Annotated in this window: 24 protein-coding genes and 1 pseudogene; 13 read left to right on the top strand and 12 right to left on the bottom strand. The window is 62.6% G+C overall.

Translation table 11 applies throughout. The features are described from left to right. Positions 1–25: 25 nt before the first annotated feature. A complete protein-coding gene (purD, locus tag G7067_RS00605; RefSeq protein ID WP_166321275.1) occupies positions 26–1,279 on the bottom strand; it encodes a phosphoribosylamine--glycine ligase in 1,254 nt (417 codons plus the stop codon). A gap of 205 nt (positions 1,280–1,484) precedes the next feature. Here purD and G7067_RS00600 point away from each other — a divergent pair, with 205 nt between their 5' ends. From G7067_RS00600 to G7067_RS00580, 5 genes are all read left to right on the top strand, one after another. Further along, the gene (locus G7067_RS00600) at positions 1,485–1,937 is read left to right on the top strand and encodes a VOC family protein (RefSeq protein ID WP_166321273.1); all 453 of its coding nucleotides are present in this window, start codon (positions 1,485–1,487) and stop codon (positions 1,935–1,937) included. A 318-nt stretch (positions 1,938–2,255) separates the two neighbouring features. Further along, positions 2,256–2,615 (top strand): sterol carrier family protein, encoded by a 360-nt coding sequence (locus G7067_RS00595; protein ID WP_166321271.1) that lies wholly within the window; start codon positions 2,256–2,258, stop codon positions 2,613–2,615. A 47-nt stretch (positions 2,616–2,662) separates the two neighbouring features. Then, on the top strand, positions 2,663–2,989 hold the full coding sequence (locus tag G7067_RS00590) for a hypothetical protein (RefSeq protein WP_166321269.1): 327 nt from the start codon (positions 2,663–2,665) through the stop codon (positions 2,987–2,989). Between the two features lie 31 nt (positions 2,990–3,020). Continuing rightward, on the top strand, positions 3,021–3,290 hold the full coding sequence (locus G7067_RS00585; RefSeq protein ID WP_166321267.1) for a twin-arginine translocase TatA/TatE family subunit: 270 nt from the start codon (positions 3,021–3,023) through the stop codon (positions 3,288–3,290). A gap of 46 nt (positions 3,291–3,336) precedes the next feature. Continuing rightward, a complete protein-coding gene (locus tag G7067_RS00580) occupies positions 3,337–3,537 on the top strand; it encodes a twin-arginine translocase TatA/TatE family subunit (protein ID WP_280115725.1) in 201 nt (66 codons plus the stop codon). Positions 3,538–3,700: 163 nt separating this feature from the next. Here G7067_RS00580 and purF read toward each other — a convergent pair whose 3' ends face one another. After that, on the bottom strand, positions 3,701–5,161 hold the full coding sequence (gene purF, locus G7067_RS00575) for an amidophosphoribosyltransferase (RefSeq protein ID WP_166321264.1): 1,461 nt from the start codon (positions 5,159–5,161) through the stop codon (positions 3,701–3,703). A 129-nt stretch (positions 5,162–5,290) separates the two neighbouring features. Between purF and purM the strand changes: the two genes are divergently transcribed. Further along, positions 5,291–6,400, top strand: coding sequence for a phosphoribosylformylglycinamidine cyclo-ligase (gene purM, locus G7067_RS00570; RefSeq protein WP_166321262.1), 1,110 nt, complete (start codon positions 5,291–5,293; stop codon positions 6,398–6,400). Positions 6,401–6,646: 246 nt separating this feature from the next. Here the strand turns inward: purM and ispF are convergent, their stop codons facing one another. Together ispF and ispD are read right to left on the bottom strand one after the other, a co-directional pair. After that, positions 6,647–7,114, bottom strand: coding sequence for a 2-C-methyl-D-erythritol 2,4-cyclodiphosphate synthase (gene ispF / locus G7067_RS00565; protein WP_166321260.1), 468 nt, complete (start codon positions 7,112–7,114; stop codon positions 6,647–6,649). Continuing rightward, positions 7,111–7,890 (bottom strand): 2-C-methyl-D-erythritol 4-phosphate cytidylyltransferase, encoded by a 780-nt coding sequence (ispD, locus tag G7067_RS00560; RefSeq protein ID WP_166321258.1) that lies wholly within the window; start codon positions 7,888–7,890, stop codon positions 7,111–7,113. The genes ispF and ispD overlap by 4 nt, the downstream gene beginning before the upstream one ends. Before the next feature lie 81 nt (positions 7,891–7,971). Here ispD and G7067_RS00555 point away from each other — a divergent pair, with 81 nt between their 5' ends. Next, positions 7,972–8,502: a hypothetical protein gene (locus G7067_RS00555; RefSeq protein ID WP_166321256.1), complete on the top strand. Its 531-nt coding sequence runs from the start codon at positions 7,972–7,974 to the stop codon at positions 8,500–8,502. A gap of 64 nt (positions 8,503–8,566) precedes the next feature. Here the strand turns inward: G7067_RS00555 and G7067_RS00550 are convergent, their stop codons facing one another. Next, positions 8,567–9,055: a CarD family transcriptional regulator gene (locus tag G7067_RS00550; protein WP_166321254.1), complete on the bottom strand. Its 489-nt coding sequence runs from the start codon at positions 9,053–9,055 to the stop codon at positions 8,567–8,569. Positions 9,056–9,216: 161 nt separating this feature from the next. Here G7067_RS00550 and G7067_RS00545 point away from each other — a divergent pair, with 161 nt between their 5' ends. Continuing rightward, positions 9,217–9,795 carry a DNA modification methylase gene (locus tag G7067_RS00545; protein WP_166321252.1) on the top strand — a complete coding sequence of 193 codons (579 nt, stop codon included), beginning with the start codon at positions 9,217–9,219 and terminating at the stop codon, positions 9,793–9,795. 56 nt (positions 9,796–9,851) lie between these two features. Here G7067_RS00545 and G7067_RS00540 read toward each other — a convergent pair whose 3' ends face one another. After that, the gene (locus tag G7067_RS00540) at positions 9,852–10,553 is read right to left on the bottom strand and encodes a response regulator transcription factor (RefSeq protein WP_166321250.1); all 702 of its coding nucleotides are present in this window, start codon (positions 10,551–10,553) and stop codon (positions 9,852–9,854) included. After that, a complete protein-coding gene (locus tag G7067_RS00535) occupies positions 10,550–11,725 on the bottom strand; it encodes a sensor histidine kinase (RefSeq protein ID WP_166321248.1) in 1,176 nt (391 codons plus the stop codon). The genes G7067_RS00540 and G7067_RS00535 overlap by 4 nt, the downstream gene beginning before the upstream one ends. Positions 11,726–11,877: 152 nt before the next feature. On the opposite strand from G7067_RS00535, the gene phoU reads away from it, so the two are divergent. From phoU to rlmB, 3 genes are read left to right on the top strand one after another with little or no spacing between them, the layout of a single operon-like run. Next, positions 11,878–12,519 carry a phosphate signaling complex protein PhoU gene (phoU, locus tag G7067_RS00530; protein ID WP_166321246.1) on the top strand — a complete coding sequence of 214 codons (642 nt, stop codon included), beginning with the start codon at positions 11,878–11,880 and terminating at the stop codon, positions 12,517–12,519. Between the two features lie 42 nt (positions 12,520–12,561). Further along, entirely contained in the window at positions 12,562–14,028 is a 1,467-nt protein-coding gene (gene cysS / locus G7067_RS00525; RefSeq protein WP_166321244.1) for a cysteine--tRNA ligase, read from the top strand. After that, positions 14,025–15,017 (top strand): 23S rRNA (guanosine(2251)-2'-O)-methyltransferase RlmB, encoded by a 993-nt coding sequence (rlmB, locus tag G7067_RS00520; RefSeq protein ID WP_166321242.1) that lies wholly within the window; start codon positions 14,025–14,027, stop codon positions 15,015–15,017. The genes cysS and rlmB overlap by 4 nt, the downstream gene beginning before the upstream one ends. A 19-nt stretch (positions 15,018–15,036) precedes the next feature. Here the strand turns inward: rlmB and G7067_RS00515 are convergent, their stop codons facing one another. Continuing rightward, complete coding sequence (locus G7067_RS00515; protein ID WP_166321240.1) at positions 15,037–15,534, bottom strand: Rv3235 family protein; 498 nt, start codon at positions 15,532–15,534, stop codon at positions 15,037–15,039. A 553-nt stretch (positions 15,535–16,087) separates the two neighbouring features. Between G7067_RS00515 and G7067_RS00510 the strand changes: the two genes are divergently transcribed. Together G7067_RS00510 and groL are read left to right on the top strand one after the other, a co-directional pair. Then, positions 16,088–16,591, top strand: a complete 504-nt coding sequence (locus G7067_RS00510; protein ID WP_244301153.1) for a LytR C-terminal domain-containing protein — start codon at positions 16,088–16,090, stop codon at positions 16,589–16,591. Between the two features lie 207 nt (positions 16,592–16,798). After that, complete coding sequence (gene groL, locus G7067_RS00505) at positions 16,799–18,418, top strand: chaperonin GroEL (RefSeq protein ID WP_166321238.1); 1,620 nt, start codon at positions 16,799–16,801, stop codon at positions 18,416–18,418. A 238-nt stretch (positions 18,419–18,656) separates the two neighbouring features. Here the strand turns inward: groL and G7067_RS00500 are convergent, their stop codons facing one another. The 4 genes and pseudogenes from G7067_RS00500 to G7067_RS00485 all read right to left on the bottom strand — a co-directional run bounded on the left by G7067_RS00500 (position 18,657) and on the right by G7067_RS00485 (position 23,695). Beyond that, positions 18,657–19,574 (bottom strand): hypothetical protein, encoded by a 918-nt coding sequence (locus G7067_RS00500; protein WP_166321236.1) that lies wholly within the window; start codon positions 19,572–19,574, stop codon positions 18,657–18,659. A 197-nt stretch (positions 19,575–19,771) separates the two neighbouring features. After that, positions 19,772–21,222: pseudogene (locus G7067_RS00495) on the bottom strand (sensor histidine kinase). A 69-nt stretch (positions 21,223–21,291) separates the two neighbouring features. After that, positions 21,292–21,993: a response regulator transcription factor gene (locus tag G7067_RS00490; protein WP_166321234.1), complete on the bottom strand. Its 702-nt coding sequence runs from the start codon at positions 21,991–21,993 to the stop codon at positions 21,292–21,294. A 22-nt stretch (positions 21,994–22,015) separates the two neighbouring features. Beyond that, positions 22,016–23,695 carry a DNA repair helicase XPB gene (locus G7067_RS00485; RefSeq protein WP_166321232.1) on the bottom strand — a complete coding sequence of 560 codons (1,680 nt, stop codon included), beginning with the start codon at positions 23,693–23,695 and terminating at the stop codon, positions 22,016–22,018. Positions 23,696–23,731: the final 36 nt, after the last annotated feature.

Below are 23,731 nucleotides of genomic sequence, written 5' to 3'. Positions count from 1 at the left end.
AAGGGCGCGCCCTGGGCGTGAGCTGCTACAGTACGCGCGCGGCGATGTCGGTGCGGTGCTGCGATCCTTCGAGCTGGATCTTGCCAACGGCCTCGTACGCGCGTGCTCGGGCCTGGACGAAGTCTGAGCCGCGCGACACCACGCCGAGCACGCGCCCCCCGGTCGCGATCCACTCACCCTCCAGGCCGCGAGCCGTCGCGGCGTGCACCAGGTGCGTGCCGGGCACCGCAGAGGCGCGGCTGAGTCCGCTGATGACGCGGCCTGTGGCCACCTCGCCCGGGTAGCCCTCGCTTGCGACCACCACGATGACCGCCGGATCCTGAGCAAACACCGGGTCCGGTTGCGCCGCGAGCGTGCCGTTCGCAGCGGCCAGCAGGTACTGGCTGAGCGGAGATTCGAGCCGGGCCAGCACCACCTGGGTTTCGGGATCGCCGAAGCGTGCGTTGAACTCGATAACGCGCACGCCCTTCTCAGTGACGATGAGGCCGCAGTAGAGCAGCCCAATGAAGGGTGTGCCCTCCGCCTCAAGCTGGCGCACGGTGGGGAGCGCGACGGTGCGGGTGATCTCCTCAACAAAATCTGAAGACACCCAAGGCAGTGGGGAGTATGCGCCCATGCCGCCGGTGTTGGGGCCCTCGTCGCCGTCGAAGATGCGCTTGTAATCCTGGGCGGGGCTTAACGCGATGACGTCGTGACCATCTGCGAAGAAGAAGAGGGAAACCTCCTGGCCATCGAGGAACTCCTCGATGAGTACGTCGCCGTGGGGCGCCCAGGTCGCGACGTGGTCCAGTGCTGCTGCCCGGTCCTCCGTCACGAGCACACCCTTGCCTGCGGCCAGGCCGTCGGCTTTCACCACATAGGGCGCCCCGAACTCGTCGAGCACGGTCTCTGCTGCTTCGGTCGACTCCACGCGGACTGCACGCCCGGTGGGCACCTGGGCCGCATCCATGACGCGTTTCGCAAAGGCCTTCGATCCCTCAAGCTGCGCGGCATCCTGATTCGGACCGAACACGGGAACCCCGGCAGCGCGCAGCGGGTCCGCGACACCGGCAACGAGCGGTGCCTCGGGGCCGATCACCACAAGGTCGAAGCCGCGATCCGCGACGAAGGCCTCAACGGCTGCGGGATCGGTGTACTCGAGCGCGGGGGTCTCCACGCCCGACGCAGCGATTCCTGCGTTCCCGGGGGCGCAGACAACTTCGTGCCCGGCCTCCTCGGAGATGAGAGAGAGAACAAGGGCGTGTTCGCGGGCACCCGGGCCCAGCACGAGGATCTTCACCGAACCAGGATACCGGGTTGCTGCGTGCTGCGTGCTGTGAGTGACCGCGTTCCCCGCGAGTCACCGTATTCCCTGCGTTTGGGAAGAGGGCCTCTCGACGGGAAGTCGGTCACTCACCACACCCGGGGTTACTGGGCGCCGGGCCGGAGCCGCGTCGGCACAGGGGAGGCCGCGCCGGATAGGGGGCGCCAGTAGGATAGGGGCCATGGCGCTCCACTGGAAGCTCGTAGTCGATTGCCGGGATCCGAATGCGCTCGCCGACTTTTGGGCGGCGGCGCTCGAATATGTGGTTGAGGACCCGAGCGAGTTCATTGCGCAGTTGCGTGAATCCGGTCAGCTACCGGATGCGGCGGTGGTGGAGCACGGCGGGGGGTACCGCTTTGCCGGGCTTGCCGCGATCCGGCACCCGGATGATCCCTTTGTCCCGCTCAGCGGCATTGGGGAAGGGAGGAGAGTCCTCTTCCAGGGTGTGCCCGAGGCGAAAACAGTGAAGAATCGCCTGCACCTTGATCTGCAAGTCGGACCCGATGCGTTGGCACCTCTGGTGACGCGGCTGGAATCGCTCGGCGCTGAGAGGGTCGCGTGGGTTGACCAGGGTCCAGCGGGATCCTGGTGGGTGATGCGTGACCCTGAAGGGAATGAGTTCTGCGCCGGATAGCCCCACGACGAGTCGGCAACCCTGGGCAACCGTGAGTGGTATCACTCACGGGAAGTAGTTGTCATGGTATCAATCGTGGAATGAAGGCTCGATGAATCCGTCAGGCGGCGTCTCGTCACACAGCATGAGGAACAGCGGTCGCTCGATGGTAGCGGAGGTCCGTGAGATCCGTTATTTCGACAACGATGCCGCCACACACTGCGCAGATATCGTTGCTGCGCGACGCGAAGCACTCGGGACTTTACAGGGAAGGGCATCGAGATTGTGGATCCCCCGGGCCGTCTCAGGGAGGTTCACCGCGAGACTAGGATCGGTGGCGTGGCAAAACGAAAGATCTCAGTCGAAGACGGGCAGGAGGCGCTCGCCGCGGTTGTCGGCGGCAGCACGGCGAGGGCCGAAGTGGCGACGGCCGTACGGTTTTTGCTTGAGGATCTGGCCGAGCTGGCGCCCGGAAACTCAGTCGAGGTGCGGGTTCCGCCCTTTGGTGCGACGCAGTGCGTGCAGGGCCCCAGACATACGCGAGGCACCCCGCCGAACGTGATCGAGATGGATCCCGCAACCTGGATCGCGCTCGCCACCGGTGCTCTCGAATGGGAAGAAGCGCTGGATACTGCCAGGGTGATCGCTTCAGGATCACGCGCAAACCTTGATGGCCTGCTGCCATTCGCGCGGCATTGATACCCAGACTGTTCGTTTGCTCAGCTGTAAACTGAGAGAATAGAGCCATGAGTATGTCTGATCCCGCGGAAGAGCCCGCCCAGGAACCCGTGATCGAGGAGTCCGAGGTCCAGGTTTCCCTGCAGCGTTCCGTGCGCGTGGGGCGGGTAGTTGTTGGGGCGGGAATCCTGGGCGCACTGGTTGCGGCCTTGCTGCCGCTTTTCTTCCCGGTTGCCGAAGGGGCCGATTACACCATGGGTCAGGTGATGGGATTCGTGGCACTCATCGGTGCGGTGGTCGGGCTCGCCGTTGGTGGGCTCCTCGTATTGCTCCTGAACTCGATCGCAAGCCGCCAGAGCGGCACAGGGGTTGCAATCCAGTCTGACGTGCGATAATCGCCGTAGTTGATCGAACGGAGTCTGAATTATGCTGCAGAACCTCGGGGGCGGGCACCTCATAGTCATACTCTTTATCGTGCTGTTGTTGTTTGGTGCACCGAAGCTGCCCGGTCTTGCCAAGAGCCTGGGGCAATCGGCACGCATTCTGAAGAAGGAAGTTACTTCTGAGGACGGCGAGAAAACTGAAAGCGGAGCGGTCGCGGCAGATGCTTCCTCTGCGGTGTCAGAAAACGCCGAAACGTCAAAGACGACTCAGGATCAGTCCCTGTCTGAGAGGCCGACGCCCGACGTGAGATAATGGGCTGAACTTAACGATCGGATCGGTCCCTCATATGCTTGGAAACTTGAACGGCCCAACGCTGTTCGTCATCCTCTTCATCGTGCTGCTGTTGTTCGGTGCGCCGAAGCTTCCGGGGCTCGCGAAGAGCCTGGGCCAGTCGATGCGGATCCTGAAGAAGGAAGTTCGTTCCAACGACGCGGAGAAGCCTGACGCCGCCGCTGACGGGACATCCGACGCGGAAAAGCCCGAGTCCGACAAAAAGTAGTCAGGGCCGCTCGTTTGTTCGGTGCCCTTGATTTCGACTCCTGCGTCGCTCAATCGGGGGTGTGAAAGTCGTTCAATCGGCTAGAGTTCCCGCCGATTGAGCGAGCGTTCGTTCCCGCCGATTGAGCGAGCGATAGCGAGTCGAAATCCCCGCAACCGGGAGCCTAGCTTTCCTGTGTCTCCTCGACCCAGGCGAGGTACTCTGCGTCGATGTTGCCCGCCAGGTATTCCCCGGTGAAGCAGCTCTCCTCAAGCTCGGTAACCTCGGTCTGCCCCTCGAGGATCGCGCGATTCATACCCTCGACGGTCTGGTAGATGAGGTGATCCGCGCCGAGTTCAGCCGCAATTTCTGCCGGGGTGCGGTCGTGCGCAATCAATTCTCCGCGCGAGGGCATGTTGATGCCGTAGACGTGGGGATGCGTAACCGGGGGAGCCGCCGACGCGAAGATCACGGACTTTGCGCCCGCGGCCCGCGCCATCTCGACGATCTCCCGAGACGTGGTGCCGCGCACGATCGAGTCGTCAACGATCAACACGTTCTTGCCCTTGAACTCGACACTCATCGCGTTCAGCTTCTGCCGCACGCTCTTCTTGCGCACCGCCTGGCCCGGCATGATGAAGGTGCGGCCCACGTAGCGGTTCTTGAAGAAGCCCTCGCGGTACTCGATCCCGAGCTTCTGTGCGACCTGCATGGCGCTTGGCCTCGCGGAATCTGGGATCGGCATCACCACGTCGATGTCGAGGTCGGGCAGCTCTTGCTGGATCTGCTCGGCGAGCACGTCACCGAGGCGCAGACGGGCGTCGTAGACCGAGATCCCGCTGAGCACCGAGTCGGGGCGGGCGAGGTAAATGTATTCGAACGCGCACGGGAGCAGGCGAGGGTTCTGGGCGCACTGCCGGGACTGCATGGTGCCGTCGGGGGAGATCAGGATCGCTTCGCCCGGTTCGACGTCGCGCACAATCTCGTATCCGCCCGATTCGAGCACGAGCGATTCGGATGCCACCACCCAGTCGTCTGCCCCGTTCGCACCGGTGCGGCGGCCGAGGACCAGGGGGCGGATCCCGAACGGGTCACGGAATGCGAGCAGCCCGTAACCGGAGATCATGGCGATGGCCGCGTACGACCCCTCGACACGCTCGTGGAGGCGGGAGACCGCGCCGAAAACCTGGTCTGCGTCGAGAGCGAGCCCCGCGATCCCGGCCTGCAGCTCGTTCGCGAGGACGTTGAGCAGCAGTTCCGTGTCGGAGTGGGTGTTGAGGTGGCGGCGATCCACGTTGTACAGGTCTGCCGTCAGCTCGCGCGTGTTCGTAAGATTGCCGTTGTGAACGAGGATGATCCCGTAGGGCGCGCCCACATAGAAGGGCTGCGCTTCCTCCTCGCGCTCTGCCGATCCGCGGGTGGCGTAGCGCACATGCCCCAGCCCAACATTGCCGATGAGCCTGCGCATATCGCGGGTGCGATACGCCTCGCGCACCTGACCCTTCGCCTTCACCATCTGAAAGAAGTCGCCGTCAAGGGTGGCGATCCCGGTCGAGTCCTGGCCGCGGTGCTGGAGGAGGAGCAGGGCGTCATAGACCTGCTGGTTGACGGGCTCGGACGAGACAATACCGACGATGCCGCACATGCTGAGTGATTTGCTCCCTGGGAGATGGGCGAGGCGCCTGGCCGACGCATCCACAAGTTTCCCACACTTGAGCCGCATGTTTCTTGGTGGTCACCGTTTTCCAGGTTTCGGGCAGGGTACTCTTGAACGGTGACTGATAATGCGTCGATCTATGCCAAGTCCGGAGTCGATACCGCAGCGGGGGATCTCGCTGTCGAACTGATGAAGTCGGCGGTGTCTCGCACCCACGGACCCGAAGTTGTCGGCGGCTTCGGCGGCTTCGCGGGGCTGTTCGACGCTTCTGCCCTGCTCGGATACAAGCGGCCGCTGCTCGCTTCTTCAACTGACGGCGTCGGCACCAAGGTCGCGATCGCGCAGGCGATCGACAAGCACGACACCATCGGTCAGGATCTCGTCGCGATGGTCGTTGACGACATCGTTGTTGTGGGGGCGAAACCGCTCTTCATGACCGACTACATCGCGTGCGGCAAGGTGGTTCCTGAGCGCATCGCCGACATCGTGCGCGGGATCGCGGACGCCTGCACCGCCACCGGCACTGCGCTCGTCGGCGGTGAAACCGCGGAACACCCTGGGCTGCTCGGCCCCGATGACTATGATGTTGCGGGCGCGGCGACCGGAGTGGTTGAGGCCGATCGGATGCTCTCGGCATCGCTCGTGCAAGACGGCGATGTGGTGCTCGCGATGGGCGCCTCTGGCCTGCACTCGAACGGCTTCTCGCTGGTGCGCCACATTCTCTCGGAGCGCGGCATCGGCTACGAGCGGCACAGCGCGGATCTCGGTGCGAGCTACGGCGAGGCACTGCTGACGCCGACGGCGCTCTATACCTCTCCGCTTCTGCGCGTACTCGAGGATCCCGCGCTCGAAGGCGCGATCCACTCCCTCAGCCACGTCACCGGCGGCGGGATCGCGGCGAACCTGGCGCGTGTGCTTCCGTTGGGATCGTGGGTCGAGTTGGATCGCGGCACCTGGTCGCCGCTGCCGGTGTTCCGCCATCTTGCGGACCTCGGAGGGCACACCCTCGAATCCTTGGAGGGGGCCTGGAACCTCGGCATCGGCATGTTCGCGGTGGTTGCGGCCGACCGCGCCTCACACGTTGCGGCGGCGCTTACCGCCGAGGGTCTTGACACCTGGGTCGCCGGCACGATCTCGATGGCGCCGCGCGACTTCACTGGCTTCGAACAGGGCGCCAAGGGCACGAACGGCGGCGCTGTGCGCCTCGTGGGGGCGTTTCCGGCGTAGGCTCTCGCCTTCGCCTCGTGCCTCGCCCTCGTGCCGAGGCCTCGTGCCTTGCCCTCGTGCTGGGGCCTGCGACCCCGAGGAGCCTGCATCGCCGCGTAGCCCGCGTCTCCGAGTAGTCCGCGTCTCCCGTTGTAGTGTGTGCGCAGATTGTTCTTATGCGCTCTCGTAAGAACAAGTTGCGCACACTCGGGGGTCTATGCGCTTGCGCTTGGGGGCTACACGTCGGGGTGCGGGGTGGTGAGCACGTTATCCCCGCGTGATCAGCGCGGTCGCGATGACTGCAACACCTTCGCCGCGGCCCGTGAAGCCGAGGTGGTCGGTGGTGGTCGCGCCCAGACTGACCGGGGCGCCGATTAGATCCGAAAGCACCCGCTGAGCCTCCCCGCGCCGCGGCGCGAACTTCGGCCGCTGACCGATGATCTGCGCCGATACGTTCACCGGTTGCCAACCGTGCTCGGCGAGGCGGCTCAGCGCGGTGGTGATGAAGCCAGTGCTGGCGGCGTTTTCAGTGCCCGGCTGATCCACGCCGACGAGCTCGCCGATGTCGCCCAGGCCCGCAGCGGAAAGGAGAGCGTCCACAATCGCGTGACACACGGCGTCGCCGTCGCTGTGCCCCGACAGTCCCGGTTCGCCGGGCCACTCAAGGCCCGCAAGCCACAGGGGAGCTGCGGGATCATAGGCGTGGACATCAAAGCCGTTGCCGACGCGGATCATGCGTTCTCCTTCAGGCCGAGCGCGTGTGCGGTGAGAAAAAACTCGAGCAGGCGGAGGTCTTCTGGGGTAGTGAGCTTGTGGGCATTGATTTCACCGGGCACGGTTCGGACTCGTCCACCCGCACGCTGCACAAGCTCCGCGTCATCAGTGGGAATGTCAGCGTGGAGTTGCGCGGTCGCGTGCGCGGCTGCGAGCGTTTCACGGGGAAACCCTTGTGGGGTCTGTACGGCAACGAGCGGTGTGCGATCGACCGTCTCGTGCACGATGCCCTCGTCGTCGATGCGCTTCAACGTATCGGCCACCCGCAGTGCGGGAATGACGGAGTCGCCGGTGCGGCGTACCTCACCGATCACTCGCTCGAACAGTTCGGCGCTGGCAAACGGCCTCGCGGCATCGTGAACCAGCACGGTATCAATCGAGTCCGGGAGCGCGTCGAGGCCGAAACGCACTGACTCGTGCCGCTCACGACCTCCCGGCACCACCGTGACCGTCCAGGGGGAGTCCGCGGGAACCACTCGATTGACGATCTCGAGTGCCTGGGCTGCGCGATCCTCGGGCACGACCACCGCCAGGTGGCCAGTGTGCGGAAGTGAGGTGGCGACCGCGATCCCAAACTCGATCAGCTTGCGTCCGCGCAGATCAATGAAGGCCTTGGGGGCTGACGCGCCGAGCCGTTCACCTCGGCCGGCTGCGACGAGCACAATCCCGAGCGTTGGGAGGGTGTGCGGTGTGGCGCCGCCGGGCGCTTCTTCGTTGTTGAGCGCGGAAGCAGTCATGAGACTAGTCTCCCACGCTGCTCGGTGCTGAGGCCCAGCCGGGGCGTCCCGCAAGTTGGAGTGGGGATCGGCGGGTGCTCCTTGGGGGCCCAGATCGCGATTCATGCTTCGTCCACAGAGGCCAGATTTTTCCAGGATCCAGCGACTTATCCACAGATTGCATTTTCGGCCACAACGTCCGCCAGAGCCCTGGCATTCTCTATTGAAACCAGTCAAAATGGAGGCATGATCACAATGAATGAGCCGCAGGTATGGACCGTCATCGGTGTCTTTGCCGCTTCAATGGCGGTCCTCATCACCGCCTTTACGCAGACGATGTCCGCGAAGTTTGAACGAGTGATCGATCGCGTCGACGGGCTCAAAACGGAAATGGTGATCCGGTTTGAGAAAGTGGACCAGCGCTTCGAGCAAGTTGATCGGCGTTTCGAACAAGTGGACCAGCGCTTCGAACAAGTTGATCGGCGTTTCGAACAGGTGGACCAACGCTTTGAGCGAGTCGACGAGCGCTTCGGTCGGCTTGAGGCTCGCGTTGACGGAATCGAGACTCGTCTGGATGGGATCGACCGCGACGTCCAGACGGTCATCACCCGAGTCTTCCCCCTTGACGAGTGAGCGGCAAAACGACTAGCGCCCCGCATAATGTGCGGGGCGCTAGTCGTTGCTGAATATGTAGGTGCTACGGCGTAGCGAGCACCTTGTCGAGCACGGCGCCAGCCTGTTCCTCATCCGTCTTCTCTGCAAGCGCGAGCTCAGAGACGAGAATCTGGCGCGCCTTTGCGAGCATGCGCTTCTCTCCAGCTGACAGTGAACGCACCTCCTGATCGCGGCGCCACAGATCGCGCACAACCTCAGAAACCTTGATGACATCGCCCGAGGCGAGCTTCTCAAGATTTGCCTTATAACGACGTGACCAGTTCGTCGGCTCCTCGGTGAAAGGCGCACGCAGCACCTCAAACACCTGTTCGAGACCTTCCTGGTCAATGACGTCACGCACGCCAACAAGATCGCAGTTTTCCGCGGGTACCTCAATGGTGAGATCGCCCTGATTCACCTGCAGCTTCAGGAAGAGTTTCTCTTCACCGCCGAGTTTGCGCTTCTTCACTTCGATGATCTTGGCTGCACCGTGGTGGGGGTAGACAACAGTCTCTCCGACCTCAAATTGCATCGAGTGGCTCCTTTACAGTCCAGCCACTAGAATACCACAGCTGCCTGGATTCAGTTAGGCTAGCCTAAGCTGCAACTCATTGGCGTTCACAGATAAGATAAAGATAACTGTGAACGCTTTTGCGACGCACACCATGCTCAACCACGGCTCGGAGGATCACCTTGAAGATTCGGATCGCCTCGTCCATCGCAATTGCGGCGACCATTGCACTCGGGGCAACCGGCTGTAGCCTCATTGCTCCGCAGGGAACGACGGTGCCATACGCGCCGAGTGACGGTATCAACGTTGACGTTGAGGGTGTGAGCGTGCGCAACCTCATGTTGATCGCCGATGAGAGCGGCAAAAACTTCAACGTCGTATTCAGTACGGTTAACCTCACGAGTCAGGACCAGGAACTCATCATCACCTTCACTGGTGAGGGGACGCAGCAGGCCCGCGCAGAGTTCGTGGTGCCGACCGGTAGTACTCGGTTCGGAAACCCGGATGGTCCTGAGGTTCCCGTTCTGGTAACAATCCCTAAGCTGGAGCCGGGTGCCACCGTTGACGCCTACCTGCGCACCTCGGGCTCTGAAGAGAAGCAGCGCTTTGTGCCGGTCCTTGATGGAGAACACGAGGAGTACCGTGCGTATGTGTTGCCCGCTGACTTCGCCGAGAAGGCGAGTGCGGAGGCGAAGAAGGTTGCCGATGAGGATGCCGAGTCGGCTGAGCCTAAGGTGAATGACGACCAACCGGTCGGTTAAGCCTCGTTCGCGTGAAGGGCCACCGCAGAGCGGGGCCCTTCACGCGTATGCGCGGGTCAACCGAAGCGGTATCCCACGCCGCGCACGGTTGAGATAAGCTTCGGCTTCGAGGGTTCTTCCTCGATCCTTGCGCGAATCCGCTTTACGTGCACGTCGAGCGTCTTGGTGTCACCGTAGTAGTTTGTGCCCCAAACTCGATCAATGAGCTGGCCACGCGTCAGCACTCGGCCCGCGTGACGCATCAGCATTTCTAGCAGCTCAAACTCGCGCAGCGGCATTGAGATCTCCTTGCCGCGAACCGTTACCGTGTGTCGTTCAGCATCGAGACGCACCCCGAGCATGTCGATCACTAGCGCATCAGGCCCATCCGAAGTCGGAGCCTCAGTCGCCGCGGGCACACCACGGCGCAGGGCTGAGCGTACCCGGGCGAGCAGCTCACGAGTGGAATAGGGTTTGGTGATGTAGTCGTCAGCTCCGAGCTCAAGCCCCACCACGATGTCGATCTCGCTATCCTTCGCGGTCAGCATGATGATTGGCACCTGTGAAGTCTGCCGAATGGCGCGACAGACCTCGGTGCCCGGGAGGCTCGGCAGCATAAGATCGAGCAGCACCAGGTCGCTCGGACGTGCCGCAAATGTGCTCACGGCCTCTGCTCCGTCACTGGCGATCTCCACCCGATACCCTTCCCGTTCCAGCAAAAAAGCGAGCGGTTGCGAGATCGAGTCTTCGTCTTCAACGAGCAGAATGTGCTGAGTCACTGCTGGGGTCCCTTCTTGGTGCGCTTGGATGACTTGCTCTTGCTCTTGCCTTTATCCTCGGGAAGCGGGAAGGACAGGGTAAAACTTGAGCCGACGCCCGGCTGCGACCACACGTCAACGTCTCCGCCGTGCGCGCGCATGGTGTGTCGGGCGATACTCAAACCGAGACCGGTGCCACCCTCGCCGCGGGTTCGGGCGCCGTCGACGCGGTAGAAGCGTTCGAAGATGCGCTGCAGGTGCTCGGGTGCCACGCCCTCGCCCTGATCGGTGACGGTGACGAGAAACGCACCGCGCTCAATACTCATACCGATCCCGACCCTGCCGCCCTCAGGTGAGTGGCGAATCGCGTTACTCAGCAGGTTCGCGATTGCCGAGCCGAGGGAGGTGGGCCGACCCAGGATCACTGCTTCGCGATCCAGTTTCGCGTCATCGGTCACCACCAGTTCGACGCCGTGCTGCGCGGCGAACTCGCGGTGGGATTCGACCTCGCCCCGCACGAGATCCCGCAGCGATACCTCCTCGCGGTCCTCGGGCCGCAACGTCGATTGCGCTTCTGAGAGCTGGATCACGTCGCGGGAGAGCTCCCCGAGGCGACGCGATTCTTTCACGAGGCTCTTCGCAAAGCCCCGTACCACCTCCGGCTCGTCGGCCGCCTGTTGCACGGCCTCGGAAAGCAACCCAATTGCCGCGATCGGGGTCTTCAACTCGTGGCTGACGTTCGCGATGAAGTCCCTCCGCATTGCATTCACGCGCTGCTCCTCCCCGAGGTCCTCGGCAAGTACGACCACGAAGCGGCGCTGCAGGCGAACAAAGTGTATCCGCACGGTGTCGAGTGAGTTTTCTGGATCCGGAACGTGCAGTTCGGAGACGCCCGTTGACATTACGCGCCTGACGCGCCCCAGAAAGTCGGGCTCGCGAAGCTGTTCCGCGCTCACGTGCTGTTCGCGCCGGGCGGTCGGATTCGCATAGACCACGGACAGGGAAGCATCGAGAATCAAAGCAAAGATCTCGATTTCGTTCAGGATCGACGTTGCGATCTCCGGGAGTTCGGGGCGCATTTCGGCTGCGCGTCGTCTCCCTGCGGCCCTGCCGCTGACGATCGCTAGGGTGGTACCTCCCCCAATTGCTGCGCCAAGCGCCACGGAGGCGAGCACGATCAGAGTCGGATCCATGTAATCATCGTATGTGCCGAGCCCGAGTGAACGGGCAGAGTTCAGCTGTTGTTCACCTCTCGGTGTGGTGCGGTTTACCGGATACGTTCACACTTGAAACAGTGCGCATGGGCGCAGAATGTGCGCGTGAGCGCGAAACGAAAGGAAAACGCATGCGTGAGGTTTTTCAGCAGTCGCTGCGCGAAGTGCAGGATCGCCTGGTCGAGGTTGCAAGCCTGGTCGAAGCATCGATTACCGATGCGAGCAAAGCCTTTGGCAATTCGGACGTCGCACTCGCAGAGAAAGTCATCGACGGTGTCGACGAGGTTGAGGAGATGGCCGCGTCGTTGGATCAGCTCGCGATCGACATCCTCGCCCGGCAGCAGCCGGTGGCCTCCGACCTGCGTCTCGTGGTGGGTGCGTTGCGCATGAGTAGCTCGCTTGAGCGTATGGCCGACCTTGCCCAGCACATCGCGCAGCTTGCCCGCTACCGTTACCCGGAGAGCGCGATCCCGAAGGGTCTGAAGAAAACGTTTGCTCGCATGGGTGCGCTCGATGTGGAGATGGCCGGCAAGATCGTGGAGTTGCTGCGTACGCAGGAGCCCGCGGTGATCGATGAGGTGCGGAATCTCGATGATGACCTCGACGAACTTCACGCGAAGGTGTTCGAGAAGGTGCTGAGTGACAAGCTCGCCGACAACCCGACGGGGGTGGTCGACGCTACGCTCGCGAGCCGCTACCACGAGCGATTCGGCGATCACGCGGTGAGCGTCGCGAAGCAGATGCAGTTCTTTCTGAGTGGTTCGCTCGACTAGTCGCATGGCTCACCCCGCAGGGCCGCACGGTAGGCTGTGAGCGTGAAACAACTGATCTACGATTCCCGCGCACAGGAGATCGTCGAGTTCGCTCCCCGCGTTGCTGGTGAGGTCGGCCTGTATGTCTGCGGACCGACGGTGCAGTCAGCTCCCCACATCGGGCATTTGCGGAGCGCGCTGGTGTACGACCAGATGCGCCGCTGGCTCGTCGCGAGCGGGCACCGGGTCACCCTGATCCGCAACGTCACCGACATCGATGACAAGATCCTCGACAACGCTCGCCTCGCGCAGGAAGCCGGCGGCACAGAGCAATGGTGGGCGCTCGCCTATCGTGTGGAGCGAGATTTCACCGCAGCCTACGATGCGATCGGCGTGTTGGCGCCGACGTATGAGCCGCGCGCCACCGCGAACATTCGCGAGATGGTGGCGTTGATCGAGCTGTTGATTGAGCGCGGCCACGCCTATCGGGCCTCCGATGGATCGGCGAGCGTGTACTTTGATACCGGGAGCTGGTCCGAGTACGGATCGCTGACGCGCCAGCAGCGTGATCAGATGGAAGACGCCACAGATTCCGAGCCCGTTGGCAAGCGGGATCCCCGCGACTTTGCGCTCTGGAAGGCGCACCGCGAGGGCGAGCCAGCGACCGCTTCGTGGCCGTCACCGTGGGGCGACGGACGCCCGGGCTGGCATATCGAGTGCTCTGCGATGGCAACCCGCTACCTCGGCGAAGAGTTCGACATTCACGGTGGCGGGCTCGATCTGCGCTTCCCCCATCACGAGAATGAGATGGCGCAGTCGCAGGCTGCCGGTCATCCCTTTGCTCGGTACTGGATCCACAACGGCCTCGTGAACACCGGTGGCCAGAAGATGTCGAAGTCGCTCGGCAACTCGCTGTTCGCAGCCGATTTGCTGGCGGCTCATCGCCCGGTGGTGTTGCGCTACTTCCTCGGATCCGCGCACTATCGCTCGGTGCTCGAGTTCACGCCAGATTCGTTGGGCGAGGCCGCCGCGGCCTTTGGGCGCATAGAAAGCTTCCTTGACCGTGTGCAGCAGTTCGCCAAGGAATCTCGCCCCGATGCCGTGCAAAATTTGGGGCCGTTCGAGGGCGAGGCCACGAGCGCCGCATTGCCAGACGAGTTCGTCGCGGCTATGCTTGACGATTTCGGCGTGCCGCAGGCGCTCGCGGCCCTTCACGGTGCCGTGCGTGCAGGCAACACGGCTATTGACGCGGGTGATGTGGATATCGCACTCGCCCGCGCGGGCGAGGTTGCTGCCATGCTCGACGTGCTGGGAATCGATCCCCGTGCGGAGAACTGGCGTGACGCTCAACAGAGTGGATCGGCAGAATCTGCGGCTCTTGACACTCTTGTTGCCGCGTTGATCGAGCAGCGAGCCGAAGCCCGCATAAACAAAGACTTCGCCACGAGCGACATGATTCGTGACCGCCTCCTGGCTGCAGGGATCACCCTGGAAGACAATCCGACTGGAACCCGCTGGAGCCTGACATGAGCAATAAAAGTAACCGCACGGGCGCCGTGCGCAAGAAAGGCCTGGGCAAGGGCGTCGGATCTGGCGGTCAGGGGCGCCAGGCCCTCGAGGGGCGCAAGGCTACGCCCAAAGCTGAGGATCGACCCTACCACCCTGCTGGCAAGGCGAAGGCGGCCAAGGAACGCTACGAGGCCGCAAAAAAGCGGCACATGGGCGGTGCGGATCGCGGGGTCCAGCGCGGAGGCAAGAAGAGCGATGACTCGGAGCTGGTAACCGGACGCAACGCCGTCGTTGAGGCGCTGCGCACCAAGATCCCCGCGACGGCGCTGTATGTGGCCGCGCGCGTCGAGATGGATGATCGCATGCGCGAAATCCTGCGCCTGGCAACCCAGCGTAATGTGCCGGTGCTTGAGATCATGCGTCCAGAAATGGACCGCATGACGGACCGCGATTCAGTGCACCAGGGTGTCGTGCTGAAGGTGCCACCAATGGAGTACGCGCACCCGATGGATGTGCTCGACGACGCGCTGGATCGCGACGAACTGCCGCTGCTCGTTGCCCTCGACGGGGTTACCGATCCCCGCAATCTCGGCGCGATCATTCGCTCCGTTGCAGCCTTTGGCGGCCAAGGGGTGATCGTGCCACAGCGCAGATCTGCCGGTCTCAACTCCGCCTCTTGGAAGACCTCGGCTGGTGCGGCCGCACGGATCCCCGTCGCGATGGCCTCAAACCTCACCCAGACGCTCAAAGAGCTGAAAAAGCGTGGCGTATTCATTGTTGGGCTCGACGGTGGCGGCGATGTGTCGCTGCCCGGGCTTGAGCTCGCGGACCGCCCACTGCTGCTCGTGATCGGCAGTGAAGGGAAGGGGCTTTCGCGACTGGTCACGGAGACCTGCGATGCGATCGTCTCGATCCCGATCTCGTCTGCGACTGAGTCCTTGAACGCCGGTATCGCAGCGGGCGTCGCGCTCTACGAGGTGTCAAAGCTGCGCGCTTCGGGCGCAGAATAGCCGCGCACCGTAGAGGGACCTACAGCACCGTCAAGTTGGTGGCGCGCCACTTTTCGCGGAGATACTCAAGGCGCACGGCTACTGCCGTGAAGCGCGCACCGGTTTGCAACACGACAGCCGCCTCTGCGGTCTTTGCGGAACTCAAGGACAGGTGCACGGGCCCGGGAACCGGAACTGTGCGGCGTTCGTCGCGGTACAGGGTGCGGCGCTCGGTGCGGGCTGCGCGCCTGCTGGTGAGATGGTCTGCGACCTCGCGCGTGATCCAGGCCGCTAGCTGGGTGACCGAACGGGAGCCATCAACGACTTCATAACCGTAGATGGCGATCATGCGAACGATCCGGGGGTCCGGAGGTGGAATGGGCAGTTCTTCGGGCTTTGGCGGTGTTGGGATCTGTGTGTGCTTGAGTGTGGGCACCGCGTGCAGATGCTGCCGGATCCTGGTCTGTCGAGGGAGAGCGGCTGGATCCCACTCGTCGGGGGCGACTCGTAGGGCGCTAGTGCTTGCTGTTCGTCCCAAGGTATATCCTGACTTTCCGTTCGTACCTCCTTGTGCCCCATTTGCCCTCTGAGAGCCATATAGAAGGTTGCTTGATGTGCATTGGGTTCTCAACCCTATTCGGATCGAATTATGTCCGGTCAAGAACCTCTTTGGTCAGGTATTCTGCGACTTGTTTTGGGTACAACGATGAGCATTCAAGTCTTGTTGACCTCGTGTGTGGACCTGGTGATCCTTGTTGCGCGTTCCTGGTGCTTCACAGTTATCGCAACGGCGCCACTGTACGCTAGTCCTCAGGCATTGCGTTCTGTTGCGTGCTTGTTGGATGTACACCTAGCTTCGAGGAGATGAGCGTGGCGCAGAAAACCGAGAGTGTCAAGGCGCATCATCGCACTCGTCAGGAATACCCCGAAGATCGGTTTGATCGGATTCCGCGAAGTGGTCGCGTCGGCGCACATCGGGTTACGGCCCGGCCTCGCTACGTGTGGCAGTACATCATTGGTGGCCTTCTTGGGTTTGCGCTCCTCACCACGATCGGTATTTTGGGGTTCAGAGCCTTGGTGGGAGTGGGAACTTGCCGTTGGTCGGAACTGCGACGCCGGGCCCCGAGCCGCAGCCGAAGGCGGATGCGGTCATTGATCCGAACGCCACGGTTGTGGTACTCAACGGCACGTCGACTCCGAATCTTGCCGAATCAGTCAGCGGGCTTATTACCGATCGGCAGTGGGGGCAGATTGTCTACTCGGGAAGCGCTTCGGAAACAGACGTAGAACTCTCTGCGGTGTTTTATATGGATCCTGCTGATGAGGCTGCCGCAGAGGCGCTTGCGACCAAGCTCGGCGGGATCTCTTCGTACCAAACGGATCGTTACGTCGACTATGGTGTTCGTCTGGTGGTGTTAATCGGAGCGAATTACGCCGGTCCCGGCCTCGAAGGCGACGAAGATCAAACGGGCGGTGCTGCTAGTCCCGAACAGGATGCTGCCGTTGATCCAGAAACCGGATATGCGATAGATCCCGAAACTGGAAAGCTTGTGGACCCGGAAACGGGTCAGTTGATTGACCGGGCCACGCAGTAGCTCATTGACTGTCGGGCCGTTCGCTTGTAGCGTGAAGCTCCGCTTTGAATTGGCCTGGGAGCGCTTGCACTCGACGGGGGAGAGTGCCAAGATTGTGTTAGCAGTCGATTCGACTGAGTGCTAAGTTTCTGTGCCAACACCCGGTCATACCCGTCTGGGTTGCGGAACAGAAAACCACCACGAGAACGTCCAGGAGAGGCGAAATACATGGCAAAGATCATTGCGTTTGATGAAGAAGCACGTCGTGGGCTTGAGCGGGGCCTGAACACCCTTGCCGATGCCGTGAAGGTGACGCTGGGGCCGCGCGGCCGCAACGTCGTGCTGGAGAAGAAGTGGGGCGCCCCCACGATCACCAACGACGGTGTCTCCATTGCAAAGGAGATCGAGCTTGACGATCCCTTCGAGAAGATCGGCGCTGAGCTGGTCAAGGAGGTCGCAAAGAAGACCGACGACGTCGCGGGTGACGGAACCACCACCGCGACCGTGCTCGCTCAGGCGCTTGTGCGCGAGGGCCTGCGCAACGTTGCGGCCGGCAGCGATCCCATCGCGATCAAGAAGGGCATCGAGGCCGCTGTTGCCGCCGTCACCGCCAAGCTTCTCGCAAACGCGAAGGAGATCGAGACCACCGATCAGATCGCAGCAACCGCATCGATCTCGGCCGCTGACGAGCAGATCGGCGCCCTGATTGCCGAGGCCATCGACAAGGTCGGCAAGGAGGGCGTGGTCACCGTTGAGGAGTCCAACACCTTCGGCACCGAGCTCGAACTGACCGAGGGCATGCGCTTCGACAAGGGCTACCTCTCCGCGTACTTCGTCACTGACGCAGAGCGCCAGGAAGTTGTCTTTGAGGATCCCTACATCCTGCTCGTCAACAGCAAGGTCTCGAACATCAAGGATCTGCTCTCCGTTGTTGATCCCGTGATCCAGTCGGGTAAGCAGCTCCTCATCATCGCGGAAGACGTTGAGGGTGAAGCGCTCGCAACCCTCGTGCTCAACAAGATCCGTGGCATCTTCAAGTCGGCTGCCGTCAAGGCACCTGGCTTCGGCGATCGTCGCAAGGCCATGCTGCAGGACATCGCGATCCTCACCGGCGGTCAGGTCATCTCTGAAGAGGTCGGCCTGAAGCTTGAGAACGCGACGCTCGACATGCTCGGCACCGCACGCAAGGTCATCATCACCAAGGATGAGACCACCATCGTGCAGGGCGGTGGCGAAGAAGAAGCCATCGCCGGCCGCGTCACGCAGATCCGCCGCGAGATCGAGAACACCGACAGCGACTACGACCGCGAGAAGCTGCAGGAGCGCCTCGCGAAGCTCGCCGGTGGCGTGGCCGTCATCAAGGCTGGCGCCGCGACCGAGGTTGAGTTGAAGGAGCGCAAGCACCGCATCGAGGACGCCGTCCGCAACGCGAAGGCTGCCGTTGAAGAAGGCGTACTGCCCGGCGGTGGCGTCGCGCTGATCCAGGCGGGCAAGGAGGCCTTCGCCGGCCTCAAGCTTGAGGGTGACGAGGCAGTGGGCGCGAAGATCGTGCAGACCGCCATTGAGGCTCCGCTGCGCCAGATCGCGCTCAACGCAGGGCTCGAGCCCGGCGTTGTCGCCGACCGCGTTGCTGCTCTGCCCGTGGGCCACGGCCTGAACGCCGCCACCGGTGAGTACGGTGACCTGGTCACTCAGGGCATCCTGGATCCCGCGAAGGTGACTCGCTCTGCGCTGCAGAACGCCGCGTCGATCGCAGGTCTCTTCCTCACCACCGAGGTTGTTGTTGCCGACAAGCCGGAGCCCGCTGCGGCTCCCGCCGGTGACCCGACCGGTGGCATGGACTTCTAAGAGTCTCCAGGATTGAGGGGTCGCGCCTTTGGGCGCGGCCCCTTTTTCTATGCGCCGCCGCCCGGTGCCCTAAGCGTTCAGGTGTCACGGATGTGTACCAAAACCCGCTGAACTACAGATTCGTGACACCTGAATGACTGGGGCCGTCATCGCAGATGTTCGCGTCGCTGTAGCGCTTCGAGCAGTTGAGACCTGAGTAGCCAGGGCGAGCCATAAAGCTTGTCGGCGGTGACGCGAACTACCTCCCAACCTGCCCGAGAGTAGTCCCCATACTTCTCGATGTCACGATTCCACTGTTTCGTCTTTGTCCGGTGATGGTCCCCTCGTATTCGACCACAAGCTTGAACTCGGGGAACGCAAACTCACTACAGCCGAGCAAGTTGCCATGTGTGTCGTAGATGTCGTAGTCCAGCTGGAACGGAGGCAGCTCCCACTGCTGGAGCTGCAATCGCAAATGAGACTCCGGCACCGATGCGCTGCTCACCCTCAGCAGCGGAAGCGCGCGGCGAAGGCGGTCAATTCCCACGCGCCGCCCAGAACGGACCACTCGCTCCAAATCTGAGAGGTATGCGAGCGGTAGTCGTTCGAGCCGATCCGTTCCGGGGATGCGTTTCTGACGAATCACCGCATCTCCCAGCGCGACGAGGTCCTCGAGTGGGAGGTGGGCCGCGTGCATGGCCCAGACTGTCGGGGGATCCGTGAGGCGAATACTTGTTCTCGGCAACGTTACCGTTGTGGCAAGTCCGGGGCTGACATTCGAAGCGTTGAAGCCCTTGCGGCGCAACGGTCTGGTTGGTTTGAAACAGGCAATGTCTAGGGCCGGATCCAGGTTTCCAAAATTCGGAAGCTCCCAAAGTGCTGCGGCGCTGCGGATGCAGAAGAAATGGTGTCGGGGAAGATGCGGACTCAGCGCGGTCGCCAGGGCGCGCTGTTGCTCTCTCCAACGTTCAGCCTGTTGAGTGAAACTGATGGCTTCCGCAGCGGCCCTTGTTGACACGGCGATTGTCTCAGGATCCGCACGTTGATAGACCGCGAAACTGATCCGTGTGATGTCGCTTTGCTTCAATCGCCGTGAGTGCAGCTTTGAGCGTGCGGCGTCTTTCGCGGAGAATACTTCAGGAAGATGCTGGGGGATGGGAGTGAGTGGAGCTGGCATTCATCAATGCTGCCAAGCATTCGCGAACTCTGCGGGGTCTATCCACAGGCCGGGTCCGCTTGCCCTTCTTGCCCTGTCGCTGCCCACTCATCCCCACCGTTCAGGTGTCACGGATGTGTACCAAAACGCCCTGAACTGCACATCCGTGACACCTGAGCGGTGGGGCGGAGGGGGCGGGGAGCGGAGGGGGCGCGGGATCAGGGGGCGGGGGCGCAGGGCAGATCGACGCGGAACGTCGCCCCACCGCCGGGCGTATCGTGCACACTGACCGTGCCGTTGTGTGCATCAACGATCGACTTCACAATTGCGAGGCCGAGACCTGATCCCCCGTCTCACGGTTCCGCGAGTTATCTGCGCGCCAAAAGCGCCCAAAAATCTTGTCGTGGACCTGCTCGGGGATACCCTCGCCGTGATCGATGATCTCGAAGCGTGACATCGTCGGCTGCCCCTCCTCGACGGGAACTGTGGAGACGGCGATCTCGATGGGGCTGCCCTCAGGGGTGTGCCGCATCGCGTTGCCGATGAGGTTGGTCATGATTTGGCGAACCTTGTGTTCGTCGCCGATCACGAACGGAGCCGCGGGATCCTCAATCGCGGTCACCACACGATCGGAGGCCTGCGCACTCGCATCGAGCGCGGCATCGTGGGCGAGCTGGTTCAGGGGGAGGGTGGTGAGCTGCAGGGGGCGCCGCTCGTCAAGCCGAGCGAGCGCGAGCAGGTCCTCAACGAGCGAGGTCATGCGGATCGCCTCTTTCTCGATCCGCTCCATCGCCTGCCCGATCTGTTCCTCGTCCTGCAGCGCCCCCATGCGGTACAACTCGGCATAGCCGCGTACTGAGACGAGGGGGGTGCGCAGCTCGTGGCTCGCGTCACCGATGAAGCGACGCATGCGATCGATGGTGCGCTCGCGATCCTCAAGCGAGCCATCAAGGCGATCAAGCATCACGTTGAGCGATTCGCCGAGATGCCCAACCTCGGTGTGCGGGTTTGCCACCATAATGCGCTTGGAATAGTCACCGCGGGAAATCTCTAGCGCTGTCTGCTCGACCTCGGCCAGCGGCAAGAATGTCGCGGTCACGAGGAGGCGGGTGAGGGCGGCGCCAAGCAGGATCACCGCGATCCCAAAGCCCGTGAAAATGATCACATACTGCGCAACGGTCTGATTGATGCTTGCCGTGGAGGCCGCGATGAGTAGCGAGCCGCCATCGTTGATTGGCATGGCAATTGCCCGCCACTCGGTGGTCTCTAGGCTGTCGAGCGGCAGGACTTGATTGAGTGCCTGCTGCAGTTGCTCGGCGGAGAGACGATCAAGCTGCGGGAGTGCCAGGTCTTCTCGCCCCAGGGCGTTGCTGACGACGAGCTCGCGGTCAGCATTCAACAGCGCCACGTAGTACTGCGGGCCGGCGTACAGGATGTCGTCTTTGGAGAGCGACAGCGGCTCCGCGCCGCGGGCGAGCGCGCGCGTGGGATCGCTGCGCAGCTGACTGAGTGAGGAGTCGAGGTTCGTGACGAGCATAGGGCGAAGCACGGAAAGCGTTCCCACCCCCGCCACGATCAGTCCGAGAAACAGGATGAACACCGTGACGCCGGTGATCTTCGCCCGCAACGAGACCTCGGCCCAACGATCCGCGTAGCTGAGACGTCGCATCGCGCGCAGCCTTGCGGCTACACGCCGATCAGCGGCGCGCCCCTTCCTCACGAGTTACTTGGCCCCCAGCTACTTAGTTTCAGTCTTCAGCATGTATCCGAATCCGCGCTTTGTCTGAATGAGCGATTCTTCGGTCAGCGGATCGAGCTTGCGCCGCAGGTAGGAGATATACGATTCCACGATCCCGGCATCGCCGTTGAAGTCGTATTCCCAGACGTGGTCGAGGATCTGCGCCTTCGACAGCACACGGTTTGCGTTCTGCATCAGGTATCGCAGCAGCTTGAACTCGGTCGGGGAAAGTTCGATCGAGGTTCCCTCGACGTTTACTTCGTGCGTGTCCTGATCCATCGTGATGGGGCCGATAGTGAGCACCGAATCCTCGTCCTCCTGGATCGTGCGGCGCAGTACCGCCTTGATCCGGGCGATGATCTCGTCGAGGCTGAAGGGCTTCGTGACATAGTCATCGCCACCGACGGTGAGTCCCTCGACCTTATCTTCCGTGTCATCCTTCGCGGTGAGGAAGATGATCGGTGCCGTGTAGCCGGCCGAACGAAGGCGTTTGGTAACACTGAATCCGTTCATGTCGGGGAGCATGACATCGAGGATGATGAGATCGGGTTCTTCTTCGAGCACGGCAGAGATCGTCTGTGCGCCGTTGCCGACGGCACGCACGCCGAAACCGGCGAAACGAAGGCTGGTGCTGAGCAATTCGCGGATGCTGGGCTCGTCGTCCACGATAAGGATCCGGGGGCCCTTGTGCTGTGTAGTCATGCTCTCAGTCTCTGACCGTTTGCTATGAAGTTGCTGAAAGCGCGCCGGTTGCCTGCTCGAATTGGTCGGCATCGAGGATCGTGTAGGCGTACCCCTGCTCCGCCAAGAAGCGTTGGCGGTTCTGCGCAAAGTCCTGATCTACGGTGTCGCGGGCAATGAGCGTATAGAACGAAGCGGTCAGGCTGGTGCTCTTCGGACGCAGCAGACGGCCGAGGCGCTGTGCTTCCTCCTGGCGCGAGCCGAAGGAGCCGGAAATCTGGATCGCGACCGAAGCATCCGGGAGATCCACCGAAAAGTTCGCGACCTTCGAGACAACGAGGATCCGCTCCTCCCCGCTGCGGAACGCATTGAACAGCTCCTCGCGCTCGTCAATCGGTGTCTGACCGGTGATGAGCGGTGCCCCAAGTGCCTCGGCCATCGACTCCAACTGGTCGATGTACTGGCCAATTACGAGCACACTCTCACCCTCGTGGCGATCGATGATCCGTCGGGCGAGGGGCTGCTTCTGCAGCGTACTCGAAGCGATGCGGTAGCGATCCTGATCCTCCGCCACCGCGTAGTCGAGCCGTTCGCTCTCGCTCAGATCGATCCGGACCTCGAAGCAAGCTGCTGGTGCGATGAACCCTTGCGCCTCAATGTCTTTCCATGCCGCATCGTAGCGTTTGGGTCCGATCAGGCTGAAGACGTCACTTTCGCGGCCGTCCTCGCGCACGAGCGTAGCGGTAAGGCCGAGGCGGCGGCGCGCCTGCAACTCGGCGGTGAGCTTGAACACGGGCGCGGGCAGTAGATGCACCTCGTCATAAATGATGACGCCCCAGTTTTGCGCGTCGAGCAGAGAAAGATGGGCGTACTCGCCCTTCCGTCGGCTGGTCAGGATCTGGTACGTCGCGATCGTGACCGGCTTCACCTCTTTCACCTGGCCGGAGTATTCGCCGATGTCGTCGGCGGTGAGCGAGGTGCGGCGGATCAGCTCGTCGCGCCACTGCCTCGCCGACACTGCGTTGGTGACGAGGATCAGCGTCTTCGCTCCCACCTCGGCCATCGACGCCGCGCCAACGATGGTCTTGCCCGCGCCGCAGGGGAGCACCACCACACCGGATCCGCCGCGCTCGAAGGCCTCAACGGCTTTGAGTTGGTAGTCGCGCAGCTCCCAGCCGTCCTGCACCAACTCGATGTCGTACGGCTCGCCAGGGGTGTACCCCGCAAGGTCCTCGGCAGGCCAGCCACGCGCGACAAGCTGCTGCTTCAATTCCCCGCGGGCCCACGGCTCGACAGGGAAGGTGTGGTCGTCGAACTTGTTGCCGAGAAGCGGAGCGACCTTCTTCGCGCTTGACACCTCGCGCAGAATCATCGCATCGTCGGAGCGGAGCACGAGGGGGCTCTCGCGGTCGGCAGGATCGCGGCGCTCAATGGTGAGCCTGCCGTAGCGGCGCATCGTGTCTTCGATCTCGCTCGCCACTCCGGTAGGTACCGGAAACTTCGCGTACTTGTTCAACGTTGCGAGGATTTCGTCTGAGCTGTGGCCCGCAGCGCGTGCGTTCCAAAGCCCAAGGCGGGTGACCCTGTAGGTATGGATGTGTTCGGGAGCGCGCTCGAGCTCAGCGAACACGGCGAGTTCGTGACGGGCGTCTTCCGCGTCGGGGTGCGCGACCTCCAGGAGGACCGTGTGGTCGCTTTGCACAATGAGGGGACCAAGCGTCATAGCGATCTAGCCTACTCCGTCTGGCTCATAGCAAGC

The organism is Leucobacter insecticola (assembly GCF_011382965.1).
Classification (GTDB): Bacteria; Actinomycetota; Actinomycetes; order Actinomycetales; family Microbacteriaceae; genus Leucobacter; species Leucobacter insecticola.
This window is presented reverse-complemented; position numbering and strand designations above follow the sequence as displayed.

What these genes read in the sequence shown, in the direction of transcription:
- ispD (WP_166321258.1), bottom strand. Translation starts at nt 7,890, where the DNA reads ATGACTGCTTCCGCGCTCAACAACGAAGAAGCGCCCGGCGGCGCCACA.
- purF (WP_166321264.1), bottom strand. Translation starts at nt 5,161, where the DNA reads ATGTGCGGCATCGTCGGTATTGTCTCGTCCGAGCCCGTCAACCAGCAG.
- G7067_RS00485 (WP_166321232.1), bottom strand. Translation starts at nt 23,695, where the DNA reads ATGACGCTTGGTCCCCTCATTGTGCAAAGCGACCACACGGTCCTCCTG.
- G7067_RS00590 (WP_166321269.1), top strand. Translation starts at nt 2,663, where the DNA reads ATGAGTATGTCTGATCCCGCGGAAGAGCCCGCCCAGGAACCCGTGATC.
- G7067_RS00550 (WP_166321254.1), bottom strand. Translation starts at nt 9,055, where the DNA reads ATGCAATTTGAGGTCGGAGAGACTGTTGTCTACCCCCACCACGGTGCA.
- groL (WP_166321238.1), top strand. Translation starts at nt 16,799, where the DNA reads ATGGCAAAGATCATTGCGTTTGATGAAGAAGCACGTCGTGGGCTTGAG.
- G7067_RS00535 (WP_166321248.1), bottom strand. Translation starts at nt 11,725, where the DNA reads ATGGATCCGACTCTGATCGTGCTCGCCTCCGTGGCGCTTGGCGCAGCA.
- G7067_RS00585 (WP_166321267.1), top strand. Translation starts at nt 3,021, where the DNA reads ATGCTGCAGAACCTCGGGGGCGGGCACCTCATAGTCATACTCTTTATC.
- G7067_RS00600 (WP_166321273.1), top strand. Translation starts at nt 1,485, where the DNA reads ATGGCGCTCCACTGGAAGCTCGTAGTCGATTGCCGGGATCCGAATGCG.
- rlmB (WP_166321242.1), top strand. Translation starts at nt 14,025, where the DNA reads ATGAGCAATAAAAGTAACCGCACGGGCGCCGTGCGCAAGAAAGGCCTG.
- ispF (WP_166321260.1), bottom strand. Translation starts at nt 7,114, where the DNA reads ATGATCCGCGTCGGCAACGGCTTTGATGTCCACGCCTATGATCCCGCA.
- G7067_RS00500 (WP_166321236.1), bottom strand. Translation starts at nt 19,574, where the DNA reads ATGCCAGCTCCACTCACTCCCATCCCCCAGCATCTTCCTGAAGTATTC.
- G7067_RS00490 (WP_166321234.1), bottom strand. Translation starts at nt 21,993, where the DNA reads ATGACTACACAGCACAAGGGCCCCCGGATCCTTATCGTGGACGACGAG.
- phoU (WP_166321246.1), top strand. Translation starts at nt 11,878, where the DNA reads ATGCGTGAGGTTTTTCAGCAGTCGCTGCGCGAAGTGCAGGATCGCCTG.